This window comes from Rosenbergiella gaditana, assembly GCF_018494065.1.
Taxonomy (GTDB): domain Bacteria; phylum Pseudomonadota; class Gammaproteobacteria; order Enterobacterales; family Enterobacteriaceae; genus Rosenbergiella; species Rosenbergiella gaditana.
The window spans coordinates 33,065-45,717 of record NZ_JABBFR010000011.1 but is presented as its reverse complement, the minus strand read 5'-3'; the positions used below and the strand labels follow the sequence as shown (position 1 = coordinate 45,717).

The following is a 12,653-nucleotide window of genomic DNA, read 5'->3' as shown; positions in this document are numbered from 1 at the left end:
CAGCCTGAGACTACAGTCGGAATTCCTCTCCTAAATAAACCCGTTTTACTTGCTCATCCTCGAGAATCTCTTCTGGAGTGCCGTGAGCGATCAGTTGTCCTTGGCTTACTATATAGGCACGTTCACACACCGCGAGGGTTTCTCGCACGTTATGGTCTGTAATCAATACACCTAGGCCGCTATCACGTAAATGTTCGATAATCTTTTTTATATCAATCACCGAGATCGGGTCAACACCTGCAAAGGGTTCATCTAATAAAATAAATTTAGGATTAGCTGCTAATGCACGAGCGATTTCTACGCGACGGCGCTCACCACCGGACAATGATTGGCCTAAGCTCTTGCTTAAGTGCTCGATATGAAACTCTTTTAAAAGCTCTTCGGCTCGCGCTTTACGCTGTTCATTATTCAGGTCGTCGCGAATTTGTAACACGGCCATTAAATTATCATAAACGCTTAACCGTCTGAAGATTGAGGCTTCTTGCGGAAGGTAACCTATCCCACGACGTGCGCGCGCATGTAAAGGCAGCAAGCTAATATCTTCATCGTCAATAATGATTCGCCCGGCATCACGCTGGACAATGCCGACAACCATGTAGAATGTCGTGGTTTTCCCTGCACCGTTTGGCCCTAATAAGCCGACGATTTCACCCGATTTGACGTCTAGGCTGACATCGCCCACCACTTGTCTGCCTTTGTAAGACTTCGCTAAGTTTTTTGCAGTTAACGTTGCCATAGGACTTATTGACCTCTGGTTTTAGGGGTGGAGGATTTTTTGTCATCCTGTAATTGAGACGGAATCAACACCGTAGTGACACGTTTTGATTGGCCTTGGCTGGAAGCTTGCATTTTCTGCGCTTTAACCAAATAAGTAATGCGATCACCATTGATATTACTATCAAGCTGTTGAACGTGGGCTTTGCCCGTCAGTTCGACTGAGTCAGCGGCTAAATTATAGTGAAGTTTGCTGGCACTACCTTTAACCGGTTTACCATTGTCTTGCATTTGGTAGAACGTTGCTGGGTTACCGTAAGCATCGACTAAGGTTTTCTTGCTATCACCACCAGGGCGAGTGACCACGACTTTATCGGCTTGGATCTTAATTGTCCCTTGCGTGATGACGACATTACCGGTGAAGGTGGCAATATTACCGTCCATATCCAAGGATTGATTAATAGAGTTGATATGAACAGGCTGATCTGAGTCGCCAGTAACGGCTAATGCAGGGAGACTCAGCGCGAGCAATCCGCTAGCTAGAAGCAGATTTAATGAAGATTTATTTTTGAATTTCATAAGAAGTATTTACCTTTTCAAGCAACTCGGCTGTTTTAGCGCGTAAATTACCGCGTAATTTCATTCCGTTAGACTCAAATCCAATGCCTTGAAGATTCACTTTATCATTAGAGGTGACATCTTGGGTCACTAAATTAACTTGGGCGGTATCAGTAGTAAGACGTTGTAAGCGCGAGTCTGAAAGTTGAGATTGCACGACAACATGCCCATAAAGATAGAGCATTCTGTCTTGCGTGAGTTTTGCCTTATCGGCGGTTAATATCCAAGTAGCACGCTTTGTATCGTCATACGTTGTTAGTTCGGGTTGTGTAAACCAAGTCAGTTGTTGTGCGTCATAATATTCGACTTGTTTTGATACTAACCGGTACGCCAAAGTCCCTTGTGGATTATAGACAGTCGTTTTCGATGTTTCACTGGTATAGGTCGGGGATTGATCGTTAACGGCCTTGGACGTATTTCTATTATCCGATGAAGTAATATTCCAGCCGATTAGAACCAGTGCGATCACCGCGAGAAGACCTATTATCCATTTACGCGCGTTACTCATATTGATAACCCTTCGGCTTGTTCAAATTTATCTTGTGCCATAAGGATGATATCACAAAGTTCTCTGACTGCGCCCCGTCCGCCGGCAATACCTGTTGTGTAGTGTGCACGTTGTTGAATCAGCGGATGAGCATCGGCAACCGCAACACTTAATCCCACTTGCTTCATGACTGGCCAATCGATCAGATCATCTCCGATGTAAGCGACTTGGTGTGGTGCGCACTGAAGACTTTCCAATAACTGCTGATAGGCAATAACTTTGTTGGATTGCCCTTGATATAAATGCTGGATACCGAGGGTGGCGCAACGGTCTTCGAGTAATTTTGCTTTTCGCCCAGTAATAATCGCAACCTCAATCTCACTGGTTAACAGGCAGCGAATCCCATAGCCGTCTCTAACATTAAAGGCTTTGAGTTCTTCACCAGAATTTCCTTGATAGACATTGCCATCAGACATAACGCCGTCCACATCACAGATCAGAAGGGTTATCTCCGCTGCGCGTTCCATAACGTCATGGGAAATGGGGCCGTAGCATGAGTCGAAATGGCTTTCTACATTCATTAAATAATTTGTCCTGTTTATACAACGCCAGCACGCAGCATATCGTGCAAGTGTACAACGCCCATCAACTTTCCCTGCTCCTCAACGAGTAGAGAGGTAATATTTTTTTGTTGCATGATATTCAGTGCATCCACCGCCAATATCTGTGGAGGTACGCGAACCCCCCCATGAGTCATTACTTGAGCGATAGGGGTAGATTGTAGATCGATATTCATATCGATCACTCTGCGTAAATCACCATCCGTAAAAATACCGGCAATGTGCCCATCAGCATGGATAATCACGGTCATTCCCATTTTTTTTCGCGTAATCTCAAAAAGCGCATCTCGCAGGGAGGCCTGTTCCGTTACGATGGGGATTTCATCGCCCGAGTGCATAATATCACTGACATGAAGCAGTAGTTTTCGCCCTAAAGCCCCGCCTGGATGTGACAGCGCAAAATCTTCTTGCGTGAATCCTCTTGCTTCTAACAAGGCAACCGCGAGGGCATCACCCATGACTAAGGTGGCTGTCGTACTACTGGTAGGGGCGAGTCCCAATGGACAAGCCTCAAAAGGGACCTTAATACAAAGATGCACTTGTGCAGCACGCGCCATAGTACTTTCAGGCCTACCTGTCATGGAGAGTAAAGGGATAGCTAATCGCTTAATTACAGGGATCAGGGAAAGGATTTCTTGTGATTCTCCACTGTTGGAAATCGCCAATACGATATCATTTTGGCTAATCATTCCTAAATCGCCATGACTGGCCTCGCCAGGATGAACAAAAAAAGCCGGGGTACCGGTACTGGCTAGCGTGGCAGCAATTTTTCGCCCAATGTGACCAGATTTTCCCATTCCCATTACAACGATTTTTCCCGAACAGCGGAAAATCATTTCACAGGCGATGGCAAACTCTTGATTAATAAATTCTTCCAGTTGCTCTAAGCACTCTCGCTCAATACGCAGCACTTTCTTGCCCGCATCAATAAAATTGATGTTTTTTTGTTCAGGCTGAAAACCCATAGTATTATCCTTAAGATGTCATCGCTGGCATTAGTGGACAGCATAGCCAAAATGCCCAGACTAAAAATCCAGTTAGCAGTATTACCCCTATGATACGCCCATTAATTTTATTTTGGTTAAGGCAAAGTAAAGTTAATAGTGAACTGGCGATAAATACTAGCCAAAAATCGTGATTAACGGTTTTTTCGGAAATTATGCCAGGGTCGAGTACAGCAGGTAATCCTAAAGCAATGGCGAGATTATAAATATGCGCGCCGACTAAATTCCCTATTGCTAAATGTTGTTGTCCACGGGTCACGCCTGCAATAACGGTTGCTAATTCGGGTAAACTGGTCCCTACTGATAAGAAAAGAAGTCCGACAACTCGTTGGCTTAATCCAAAAAAATCTGCCACCACCAAGGCGTTATCAACAATCATACGGGTTGCAATAGGTAATAGAATTAGCGCAACACCCAACCATAATAGCGCAACGGTGAAAGAGATTTGCTGGTCGGGTAAGACAGAAAGTTGTTCTCGGGTGAGTTGGTCGGGCGTAACGGTTGAGGTTCGTTTAATCAGATGTAGCATGCCATAAAGGTACACTATGGCGACGAATAGCAGGGCTACGCCATCCCAAACGGTTAAGTGATGGTTGACCAGTGCGAGACCCGCGAGCAGGGTCACCAATAATATCAAAGGTAATTCATGACGTAATAACGCCGAGCATAGGGATATGGGGCGGAGTACCAGAGCAATACCTAGAATTAATAAAACATTGGTAATATTTGAGCCTAGCGCAAGCCCGACGGCTAACTCCCTCAATCCCTGTTGTGATGCTGAAAAAGAGAGAATGATTTCGGGGAGTGAAGTACCCAGTCCAACGATAACTCCGCCAATGATCAAGGGAGAAATTCCCATCATGCGGCTTAACACCGCTGCGCTAAAGACTAATCGATCACTGCCATATGCGAGCAAAATTAAGCCAACAATAAATAGCATGGCTGAGATTAACATCAATATTCCTTGGTAAGCGCAAACAAAAGAGAGGGTTATGGCAGCGTTTAGCGGGTTAATTTTTAAGAATTTTGAAGGTACTTTGCCTAAAAGTAAATTTTAAGCCGTAATTAATTAAAAAAATTTTTTTCCTTTCGGTAGAATTCGTTCATCTAGCTAAAATTACGCTAGCCTTAATCACCACTATCCATGAAATGAGGTCGTTATGGTGCAGTTGCAAACTCCCATTGTGGATATTCGTAATATGTCGTTTAAGCGGGGAAACCGGACTATTTTCGATAATATTTCGTTAACGGTTCCTGAAGGGAAAGTCACCGCGATTATGGGGCCATCGGGAATTGGTAAAACCACCTTGTTACGCTTAATTGGTGGCCAGTTAACCCCCGATTCTGGACAGATATTATTTCATGGCCAGAATATCCCGACCCTATCAAGACGTAAGCTTTATCAAGCCCGAAAAAAAATGAGTATGCTCTTTCAATCGGGGGCATTATTCACCGATTTGACCGTTTACGACAATGTGGCATGGCCGTTACGTGAACATACGCAATTACCGCCAGCATTACTGCATACAACTGTCATGATGAAATTGGAAGCAGTGGGCTTACGGGGAGCGGAAAACCTGATGCCGGCAGAGTTATCAGGCGGGATGGCTCGCCGCGTTGCACTCGCGCGCGCAATCGCCTTAGAGCCAGATTTAATCATGTTCGATGAACCTTTTGTCGGACAAGATCCCATCACTATGAGTGTGTTAGTGAAGTTGATTGACGAGCTTAATCAAGCCTTAGGGGTGACTTGTATCGTGGTTTCGCATGATGTGCCCGAAGTGTTAAGTATTGCTGACTATGCTTATATCGTGGCAGGGGAGCGTATTGTTGCCCAAGGAACGCCGGCTGACTTACGCGCGAATGATAATCCGCAAGTTCGACAGTTTATCGATGGAGAAGCTGATGGGCCGGTACCTTTCCGCTATCCTGCCGGAGATTATCTGACAGATTTAGTTGGAACGAGGAGTGTTTAAACCATGGTATTAACTGTATTTGCGAGGCTTGGGCGCTGGGGAATTGCACGCTGCCAGGCGTTTGGCCGCGCCGGATTAATGCTGTTCCACGCCATTATTGGTAAACCTGAACCTTTACAACAAGGCCGTTTATTACTCCGACAGCTCTACAGTCTAGGGGTTTTATCATTATTGATAATCCTCGTATCCGGTATTTTCATTGGTATGGTACTCGGCCTTCAAGGCTATATGGTATTGAAAACCTATGGAGCCGAAACGAGTTTAGGCATGGTGGTTGCGCTCTCGCTACTCCGAGAATTAGGGCCAGTGGTGACCGCATTATTATTTGCTGGCCGCGCAGGATCAGCATTAACTGCCGAAGTGGGCTTAATGAGAGCCACCGAACAGCTATCCAGTATGGAAATGATGGCGGTGGATCCACTGCGTAGAGTGGTCGCCCCACGTTTTTGGGCGGGTGTCATCAGTATGCCGCTTCTTTCCATCATGTTTACTGCCGTGGGGATCCTAGGCGGGGCTTTAGTCGGCGTCCTATGGAAAGGTATTGATGCGGGTTTCTTCTGGGGGGCGATGCAGAGTAGTGTCGATTTTCAGACCGACCTAGTCAACTGCGTGATCAAAAGTATCGTTTTTGCTATCACGGTGACGTGGATAGCGCTGTTCAATGGCTACGATGCCACACCGACTTCTGAAGGGATTAGCCGTGCAACAACACGAACCGTTGTGCATGCCTCGTTGGCAGTCCTTGGGCTAGATTTTGTGCTCACCGCACTGATGTTTGGGAATTAAGGTTATGCAAAATAAAAAAAGTGAAATCTGGGTAGGTTTATTTCTATTATTGGCCATCCTTGCAGGGTTATTTCTCTGCTTACGGGTCGCGAATATTACCGCTTGGCACAGCGCACCGACGTGGTCATTAAGTGCTGAATTCGACAATATTGGTGGATTAAAAACTGGCTCACCCGTCAAAATTGGCGGTGTTGTTATTGGCCGGGTTACTCATATTTCTCTCGCTGATGCCACATTAACGCCTACAGTGACCTTGGCGATTGATGAGCCATACCTGAATAAGATCCCAGACAGCAGTAGTTTGGCGATTCGAACCCAAGGTTTACTGGGAGAGCAATATCTTGCGCTAAACTTAGGGTTTAGCGATCCTGAATTGGGAACCAGTATGTTACAGAATGGCGGGAAAATTACGGATACTAAATCGGCGATGGTGCTTGAAGACCTGATAGGTCAATTCCTGTACAAGAGTAACGATAATAAAGCTTCTGACAATAATGCGTCAGATAATGCCGCTCCCCAACCGACTCCTGTCGCTCACTAAGAGGAAATAAGATGTCTAAATCACTACTTCTAGCAGGCGTACTGGCTGTAATGCCGATGACAATAGGTTCTGTTTATGCTGCTGCGCCGACGGAAGGGCAAGTGGATCAAACTAACCCTTACACCTTAATGAATCAGGCTGCGGCGAAAACCTTCAATCGTTTGAAAGACGAACAGCCTAAGATTAAGCAAAATCCAAACTATCTGCGCGATATTGTGCGCCAAGAATTACTGCCTTATGTACAAATAAAATATGCAGGGGCATTAGTATTGGGCCGTTACTACAGCCAAGCGACACCCGCGCAAAAAGAAGCCTACTTTAACGCTTTTGGTGATTACTTGGCACAAGCTTATGGTCAAGCGTTGGCGCTGTACCATGGACAGACCTATCAAATTGCGCCTTCCCAACCGGTTGGCGATGCGAAAATGCTGGCGATCCGCGTATCTATTATCGATTCTGATGGTCGTCCTCCGGTTCGCTTAGACTTCCAATGGCGTAAGAATACGCAAAGTGGTAAATGGCAAGCCTACGATATGGTTGCAGAAGGTATCAGTATGATTACCACTAAGCAAAATGAGTGGGCAGATCTACTGCGGACTAAGGGAATTGATGGGCTCACTGCACAATTAAAAGTCTATGCCAACCAACCTATTACTTTAGGTCAGGGCGCTAAATGAGCCAGACACTCCATTGGCAATGTAAGGAGGGCATACTCTCCTTACAAGGCGAATTAGTGCATAACTCGTTAGCTAACTTATGGCAGCAGCGCCATCAGGTATTAAAAGGGATCCGCTTTATCGATCTTTCGCAGCTTTCACGTGTCGATTCAGCAGGACTTGCTTTATTAGTGCGCTTTTCATCGTCTCATGACGCGAAAGATTCAGTAATGCTGCAAGGTGTACAGCCAGCATTGCACTCACTGATTGTACTTTATAACCTACAAGGGCTTTTACCCTATGAGGTCAGTGCGTAGACAAATAAATTTGGCTGATAGATTCAGGAGCTTTCCTTGTTTATGATGAGGGCAAATTGGACTAAGATAACGGCCCTAAATTGAGGAGTAGGAAAGCGCAATGGAAACTAATGAAATCCAAGCGGTGCTAGAGCAAGCACTGACGCTAGATGAAGTACATGTCACCGGCGATGGCAGTCACTTCCAAGTGATAGCGGTAGGCGAGATGTTTACAGAACTTAGCCGTGTTAAGAAGCAGCAAGCTGTTTACGCGCCCTTAATGCAATACATTGCAGATAACCGTATTCACGCAGTTTCAATTAAAGCATACACCCCAGCTGAATGGGCGCGTGATCGCAAATTAAATGGCTTCTAAACTATGATGATGGCGGATTACCCGCGGTCATTATCCTGCATATTGAGTGTTAATTGAGAACCGTATCAATGGATAAATTTCGAGTACAGGGGCCTTCACGTTTAAGTGGTGAAGTCACTATTTCTGGCGCAAAAAATGCGGCGCTACCCATTTTATTTTCCGCTTTGCTCGCTGAGGAACCTGTAACACTCCAAAATGTTCCTGAACTGCGTGATATCGATACGACGATGAAGTTATTGACCCAATTAGGGGCTAAGGTCGAGCGCAAAAATGGTGCGGTTCTGGTCGATGCGAGCCAAGTGAATATCTTTTGCGGCCCGTACGAATTGGTAAAAACCATGCGTGCATCAATTTGGGCGCTCGGACCGTTAGTCGCGCGTTTTGGTCAAGGGCAAGTCTCTCTTCCCGGCGGCTGCGCTATTGGTGCTCGTCCTGTCGATTTACACATTACAGGTCTTGAGCAGCTGGGTGCACAGATTAAGCTTGAAGAAGGCTATGTCAAAGCGACGGTCGATGGACGCTTGAAGGGCGCACATATCGTCATGGATAAAGTGAGCGTTGGCGCAACCGTCACTATTATGAGCGCAGCGACTGTCGCCGAGGGCACCACGATTATCGAAAATGCCGCACGTGAGCCAGAAATTGTGGATACGGCTGAATTTTTAAAGACGCTGGGCGCGAAAATTAGTGGTGCGGGTACCGATAAAATTACGATTGAAGGGGTTGAACGTCTTGGTGGAGGCACCTACACCGTCGTTGCAGACCGTATTGAAGCGGGAACCTTCCTTATCGCGGCGGCAATTTCTGGCGGAAAGATTCTGTGTAAGAAAGCACGTCCAGATACGATGGATGCGGTCTTGGCTAAACTCCGTGATGCAGGTGCATCCGTTGAGACGGGCGAAGACTGGATTAAGTTGGACATGCATGGGCGTAGACCAAAGGCTGTCAATATCCGCACCGCTCCCCATCCTGGCTTCCCTACCGATATGCAAGCGCAATTTACGCTGCTCAACCTGGTGGCTGAGGGCACAGGGATCATTACTGAAACGATCTTTGAAAATCGTTTCATGCATATCCCTGAGTTAATTCGTATGGGTGCGCACGCTGAGATTGAGAGTAACACTGCGATTTGCCACGGTGTTGAAAAACTGTCTGCAGCTCAGGTGATGGCAACTGACCTGCGTGCGTCAGCAAGCTTAGTCCTTGCTGGATGTATCGCTGAAGGGACGACCTACGTAGAGCGTATTTATCATATCGATCGGGGTTACGAACATATCGAAGATAAACTACGTGGATTGGGTGCAACGATCGATCGCGTACCCGGCGACAACGAATAGCGGTGTGATTTAAGAATAAGCCCCGAACACGAGTAGGTGTCGGGGCTTTTTTTATTTCTAGGTTGTTCTGAGAATTAAGGGCTAACGTCTGGCTCGCTACGCTTCTTTTTTCTTTTTGTCCGAATCAATTGTGATCTATCCAATAATTCTTTCGTAACGGGATGATAATAACGGCTAGGCCATATTTCGGCTGGATGGATATTGATTGCTTGTGCGATTAATAATTCGCCTTTGGGCCAGGGACGCGAAAGGGCATTGGCAAGCGTTGAAGAACTGAGGCCTGCGTTTCTCGATACCGCGGCTAATGAAGTACCTTTCTTATGTAATGCTGCAATAATGTCTGCACTGTGCCAGTCATTTTTTAACTTTTCCATGTCATTCTCCATGCTATTTGAATTATTCATTTAATTCTTATGCTATAGAAATTTATAGCAGAAAATTACCTAAAAATTCCATATAAATATGATTGGTTTACTTATAGATGCAGAATACGTCTCAAAATTATTGTAATTACTGCAAGGTGTTAGTATTCCTATTAATTCCAAAAAAAAGAAGTTATTACTTGTTATGGTGCAGAAGAGTAAGGAAAGGATCGCGCTGTTCTGCTATGTTCAGACCTAAGCGGCAGGAAAATGTCGGTAATCTGCTCTATCACCTCAACGGGAGTCGATAAATGATCAACAACATCTACTGTATTGGCCGTAATTATACTGAGCATGCCCAAGAGCTGGGTAATCGCGTTGAAGAAGATCCTGTGGTATTTAGTAAACCGAATAGCTCATTAATCACGGACAATACCATCACCTTGCCTGGTTTCTCCCAGGATGTTCATTACGAGACAGAGATTGTGATAAGGATCTCCGCCCCGGCTTTTCAGATCGATATCGATCAAGCAGAAGAGTGTTTCGATAAAATCGCTGTCGGGCTCGATCTTACCGCTCGTGATTTGCAAGCCGAATTAAAAAATAAAAAACTACCTTGGTTACTGGCCAAAGGTTTTAATGGCTCCTGTTATGTCAGTGATTTTGTGCCTAAACAGGCAGTACCGGAGCCGATTCATTTTGCATTGGAGATTAATGGTAAGAAGGTTCAGCAAGGAGTGAGCAGCGAAATGGTATTCAGCATGAAGTATATCATTGCGTTTATCAGTCAATATATTGCTCTACAGCCTGGCGATATTATTTTTACTGGAACGCCTAAAGGCGTTGGTAAGCTTAAGACGGGAGACAAGCTCAGGCTATCGTTGGAAGGTGAGATGATGGCTGAGCTACAAGTTGATTAGGCTTGTAGCTCATGACCGGCTATCGGTCGCGCTGCACCGACATTTGTGCAAGGGCTTCGAGAGCTTGACGCCAAGGAGTCGCCGGTAGAATCGCCAGTGCTTGAATAGCCTTATCGGCTTCTTCTTCGGCTTTTTGCTGCGTCCATGCAAGGGAGCCGCATTGCTGCATGGTTTCAAGTACTTGATCCAGCAAATGGCGGCCATTACCTTCCTCGATCGCACTGCGGATCATGGCTGCTTGCTCAGGAGTGCCATTGCGCATCGCGTGTAACAGGGGAAGAGTGGGTTTGCCTTCACTCAGATCGTCACCGACATTTTTACCTAGCGCTTCGTTATCGGCGCTGTAGTCGAGAAGATCGTCAATCAGTTGAAAGGCGGTGCCAAGGTAACGCCCGTAATCTTTGAGTGCTTTTTCTTCTGCGGGGGTGGCGTCCGCTAAAATCGCTGAAGTTTGCGCGGCCGCTTCAAATAACCGTGCCGTTTTGCTGTAGATCACGCGCAGGTAGCTCTCTTCAGTGATATCCGGATCATTACAGTTCATTAACTGCAATACCTCACCTTCAGAGATCACATTCACCGCTTCTGACATCAGTTCAAGGATCTTTAAGGATCCTAGCTGAGTCATCATCTGAAAGGCACGGGTGTAGATAAAGTCTCCGACTAGCACACTTGCGGCATTACCAAATGCTGCGTTAGCAGTGGCTTTGCCCCGTCGCATATCAGATTCATCCACGACATCATCGTGGAGTAGGGTTGCGGTATGAATAAATTCAATCAGAGCGGCATTGAGGATATGTTTCTCACCCTCATAATTCAGTGCTCGTGCAGCGAGTACCGCAATCATTGGTCTAATTCGTTTACCGCCACCGCTAACGATGTAATGGCCTAGCTGACTGATGAGTACTACATCTGAATCAAGCTGCTTGAGAATATTTTGATTTACCGCAGCCATATCTGGGGCGGTAAGTTCTGTTATCTGCTCTAAATTCATACAATTAGTCAGTTTATCTCTGTGAGCCATCTTCAACGGCATTTCGGGTAAAAGTCGCGGAAATTCTGCTGGTGTCCAGAACCACGCCAAAGAGTTAGTGTAACACTCTAATCGAGGGTTATTTATCAATAACGATCACTAAGAATAAACTTATTGTACTAGAAATTTCGTATTGCGAAACCTTGGAGCGTGACTTGGCTTTTTTTTCTGCAATACCTGAAAAGTTAACTTGTTTTCTGCAGGATAGTTGCGTAGAATTCGCGCCCTATGTGAATATTTTATCGCGCCGCCTATTTAACCTAAAAGGCTAGCGCAGAAGCGGAGTTTATATGTACGCGGTTTTCCAAAGTGGTGGTAAACAACACCGAGTAAGCGAAGGTCAGACCGTTCGCTTGGAAAAATTAGACATTGCAACCGGTGAAACTGTTGAGTTTGACCAGGTTCTGATGATTGCTAATGGCGAAGAAGTGACTATTGGTGCACCGTTAGTTTCTGGTGGTGTTATCAAAGCTGAAGTCGTAGCTCATGGTCGTGGCGAGAAAATTAAAATTGTTAAGTTTCGTCGTCGTAAACACCATCGTAAGCAGCAAGGCCACCGTCAGTGGTTTACTGATGTGAAAATTACTGGCATCAGCGCTTAAGAGGAGATTTAACAAATGGCACACAAGAAAGCTGGTGGTTCGACTCGTAACGGTCGTGACTCAAATGCTAAACGTCTTGGCGTAAAACGCTTTGGCGGAGAAACTGTACTAGCAGGTAGCATCATTGTTCGTCAACGTGGAACCAAATTCCACGCGGGTAACAATGTAGGTTGTGGTCGTGACCACACTCTGTTTGCAACCGCAACAGGTCAAATCAAATTCGAAGTTAAAGGTCCAGAAAACCGTAAATACGTCAGCATCGTTGCTGAATAATTGGTTCTCTCTGCAGGTTTTCCTGTAGGACTGAAGAATTAAAGCCCCGCAGCTT

Annotated in this window: 18 protein-coding genes; 10 read left to right on the top strand and 8 right to left on the bottom strand. The window is 45.8% G+C overall.

Annotation, left to right across the window (positions count from 1 at the left end; all coding sequences use genetic code 11):
- Window positions 1-10: 10 nt before the first annotated feature.
- From lptB to HH682_RS09375, 6 genes are read right to left on the bottom strand one after another with little or no spacing between them, the layout of a single operon-like run.
- Window positions 11-736 (bottom strand): LPS export ABC transporter ATP-binding protein, encoded by a 726-nt coding sequence (gene lptB / locus HH682_RS09400; RefSeq protein ID WP_214237312.1) that lies wholly within the window; start codon window positions 734-736, stop codon window positions 11-13.
- A 5-nt stretch (window positions 737-741) separates the two neighbouring features.
- Window positions 742-1,293 (bottom strand): lipopolysaccharide ABC transporter substrate-binding protein LptA, encoded by a 552-nt coding sequence (lptA, locus tag HH682_RS09395; RefSeq protein WP_214237311.1) that lies wholly within the window; start codon window positions 1,291-1,293, stop codon window positions 742-744.
- The gene (gene lptC, locus HH682_RS09390) at window positions 1,277-1,840 is read right to left on the bottom strand and encodes an LPS export ABC transporter periplasmic protein LptC (protein ID WP_214237310.1); all 564 of its coding nucleotides are present in this window, start codon (window positions 1,838-1,840) and stop codon (window positions 1,277-1,279) included. The genes lptA and lptC overlap by 17 nt, the downstream gene beginning before the upstream one ends.
- On the bottom strand, window positions 1,837-2,400 hold the full coding sequence (kdsC, locus tag HH682_RS09385; RefSeq protein WP_214237309.1) for a 3-deoxy-manno-octulosonate-8-phosphatase KdsC: 564 nt from the start codon (window positions 2,398-2,400) through the stop codon (window positions 1,837-1,839). The genes lptC and kdsC overlap by 4 nt, the downstream gene beginning before the upstream one ends.
- A gap of 17 nt (window positions 2,401-2,417) precedes the next feature.
- Window positions 2,418-3,404 carry an arabinose-5-phosphate isomerase KdsD gene (gene kdsD / locus HH682_RS09380; RefSeq protein WP_214237308.1) on the bottom strand — a complete coding sequence of 329 codons (987 nt, stop codon included), beginning with the start codon at window positions 3,402-3,404 and terminating at the stop codon, window positions 2,418-2,420.
- Between the two features lie 10 nt (window positions 3,405-3,414).
- The gene (locus HH682_RS09375) at window positions 3,415-4,398 is read right to left on the bottom strand and encodes a calcium/sodium antiporter (RefSeq protein WP_214237307.1); all 984 of its coding nucleotides are present in this window, start codon (window positions 4,396-4,398) and stop codon (window positions 3,415-3,417) included.
- Window positions 4,399-4,603: 205 nt separating this feature from the next.
- Between HH682_RS09375 and mlaF the strand changes: the two genes are divergently transcribed.
- From mlaF to murA, 7 genes are all read left to right on the top strand, one after another.
- Entirely contained in the window at window positions 4,604-5,419 is an 816-nt protein-coding gene (gene mlaF, locus HH682_RS09370; RefSeq protein ID WP_214237306.1) for a phospholipid ABC transporter ATP-binding protein MlaF, read from the top strand.
- Between the two features lie 3 nt (window positions 5,420-5,422).
- A complete protein-coding gene (gene mlaE, locus HH682_RS09365) occupies window positions 5,423-6,205 on the top strand; it encodes a lipid asymmetry maintenance ABC transporter permease subunit MlaE (RefSeq protein ID WP_214237305.1) in 783 nt (260 codons plus the stop codon).
- 4 nt (window positions 6,206-6,209) lie between these two features.
- Complete coding sequence (mlaD, locus tag HH682_RS09360; RefSeq protein ID WP_214237304.1) at window positions 6,210-6,746, top strand: outer membrane lipid asymmetry maintenance protein MlaD; 537 nt, start codon at window positions 6,210-6,212, stop codon at window positions 6,744-6,746.
- Window positions 6,747-6,757: 11 nt separating this feature from the next.
- Entirely contained in the window at window positions 6,758-7,423 is a 666-nt protein-coding gene (gene mlaC / locus HH682_RS09355) for a phospholipid-binding protein MlaC (protein ID WP_214237303.1), read from the top strand.
- Window positions 7,420-7,719 (top strand): lipid asymmetry maintenance protein MlaB, encoded by a 300-nt coding sequence (mlaB, locus tag HH682_RS09350; protein WP_214237302.1) that lies wholly within the window; start codon window positions 7,420-7,422, stop codon window positions 7,717-7,719. The genes mlaC and mlaB overlap by 4 nt, the downstream gene beginning before the upstream one ends.
- Before the next feature lie 100 nt (window positions 7,720-7,819).
- Complete coding sequence (gene ibaG, locus HH682_RS09345; RefSeq protein WP_092671174.1) at window positions 7,820-8,074, top strand: BolA family iron metabolism protein IbaG; 255 nt, start codon at window positions 7,820-7,822, stop codon at window positions 8,072-8,074.
- Window positions 8,075-8,142: 68 nt separating this feature from the next.
- The gene (murA, locus tag HH682_RS09340) at window positions 8,143-9,411 is read left to right on the top strand and encodes a UDP-N-acetylglucosamine 1-carboxyvinyltransferase (protein WP_214237301.1); all 1,269 of its coding nucleotides are present in this window, start codon (window positions 8,143-8,145) and stop codon (window positions 9,409-9,411) included.
- Between the two features lie 74 nt (window positions 9,412-9,485).
- On the opposite strand, the gene HH682_RS09335 is transcribed toward murA, so the two are convergent.
- Window positions 9,486-9,785 carry a helix-turn-helix domain-containing protein gene (locus HH682_RS09335; RefSeq protein ID WP_214237300.1) on the bottom strand — a complete coding sequence of 100 codons (300 nt, stop codon included), beginning with the start codon at window positions 9,783-9,785 and terminating at the stop codon, window positions 9,486-9,488.
- Window positions 9,786-10,084: 299 nt separating this feature from the next.
- Here HH682_RS09335 and HH682_RS09330 point away from each other — a divergent pair, with 299 nt between their 5' ends.
- The gene (locus HH682_RS09330; protein WP_214237299.1) at window positions 10,085-10,693 is read left to right on the top strand and encodes a fumarylacetoacetate hydrolase family protein; all 609 of its coding nucleotides are present in this window, start codon (window positions 10,085-10,087) and stop codon (window positions 10,691-10,693) included.
- A 19-nt stretch (window positions 10,694-10,712) separates the two neighbouring features.
- Here the strand turns inward: HH682_RS09330 and ispB are convergent, their stop codons facing one another.
- Window positions 10,713-11,684 (bottom strand): octaprenyl diphosphate synthase, encoded by a 972-nt coding sequence (gene ispB / locus HH682_RS09325; protein WP_214237365.1) that lies wholly within the window; start codon window positions 11,682-11,684, stop codon window positions 10,713-10,715.
- A gap of 329 nt (window positions 11,685-12,013) precedes the next feature.
- On the opposite strand from ispB, the gene rplU reads away from it, so the two are divergent.
- Both rplU and rpmA read left to right on the top strand, forming a co-directional pair.
- Entirely contained in the window at window positions 12,014-12,325 is a 312-nt protein-coding gene (gene rplU, locus HH682_RS09320) for a 50S ribosomal protein L21 (RefSeq protein ID WP_029686306.1), read from the top strand.
- A 15-nt stretch (window positions 12,326-12,340) separates the two neighbouring features.
- Window positions 12,341-12,598 (top strand): 50S ribosomal protein L27, encoded by a 258-nt coding sequence (gene rpmA, locus HH682_RS09315; protein ID WP_048911377.1) that lies wholly within the window; start codon window positions 12,341-12,343, stop codon window positions 12,596-12,598.
- Window positions 12,599-12,653: the final 55 nt, after the last annotated feature.

Bases quoted from the DNA above. Each gene is read 5' to 3' on its own strand.
- mlaB (WP_214237302.1), top strand. From the start codon at position 7,420: ATGAGCCAGACACTCCATTGGCAATGTAAGGAGGGCATACTCTCCTTA.
- HH682_RS09335 (WP_214237300.1), bottom strand. From the start codon at position 9,785: ATGGAAAAGTTAAAAAATGACTGGCACAGTGCAGACATTATTGCAGCA.
- murA (WP_214237301.1), top strand. From the start codon at position 8,143: ATGGATAAATTTCGAGTACAGGGGCCTTCACGTTTAAGTGGTGAAGTC.
- ispB (WP_214237365.1), bottom strand. From the start codon at position 11,684: ATGAATTTAGAGCAGATAACAGAACTTACCGCCCCAGATATGGCTGCG.
- rpmA (WP_048911377.1), top strand. From the start codon at position 12,341: ATGGCACACAAGAAAGCTGGTGGTTCGACTCGTAACGGTCGTGACTCA.
- mlaF (WP_214237306.1), top strand. From the start codon at position 4,604: ATGGTGCAGTTGCAAACTCCCATTGTGGATATTCGTAATATGTCGTTT.
- mlaE (WP_214237305.1), top strand. From the start codon at position 5,423: ATGGTATTAACTGTATTTGCGAGGCTTGGGCGCTGGGGAATTGCACGC.
- rplU (WP_029686306.1), top strand. From the start codon at position 12,014: ATGTACGCGGTTTTCCAAAGTGGTGGTAAACAACACCGAGTAAGCGAA.
- mlaD (WP_214237304.1), top strand. From the start codon at position 6,210: ATGCAAAATAAAAAAAGTGAAATCTGGGTAGGTTTATTTCTATTATTG.
- HH682_RS09330 (WP_214237299.1), top strand. From the start codon at position 10,085: ATGATCAACAACATCTACTGTATTGGCCGTAATTATACTGAGCATGCC.
- mlaC (WP_214237303.1), top strand. From the start codon at position 6,758: ATGTCTAAATCACTACTTCTAGCAGGCGTACTGGCTGTAATGCCGATG.
- kdsC (WP_214237309.1), bottom strand. From the start codon at position 2,400: ATGAATGTAGAAAGCCATTTCGACTCATGCTACGGCCCCATTTCCCAT.
- lptB (WP_214237312.1), bottom strand. From the start codon at position 736: ATGGCAACGTTAACTGCAAAAAACTTAGCGAAGTCTTACAAAGGCAGA.
- lptA (WP_214237311.1), bottom strand. From the start codon at position 1,293: ATGAAATTCAAAAATAAATCTTCATTAAATCTGCTTCTAGCTAGCGGA.
- lptC (WP_214237310.1), bottom strand. From the start codon at position 1,840: ATGAGTAACGCGCGTAAATGGATAATAGGTCTTCTCGCGGTGATCGCA.
- HH682_RS09375 (WP_214237307.1), bottom strand. From the start codon at position 4,398: ATGTTAATCTCAGCCATGCTATTTATTGTTGGCTTAATTTTGCTCGCA.
- kdsD (WP_214237308.1), bottom strand. From the start codon at position 3,404: ATGGGTTTTCAGCCTGAACAAAAAAACATCAATTTTATTGATGCGGGC.
- ibaG (WP_092671174.1), top strand. From the start codon at position 7,820: ATGGAAACTAATGAAATCCAAGCGGTGCTAGAGCAAGCACTGACGCTA.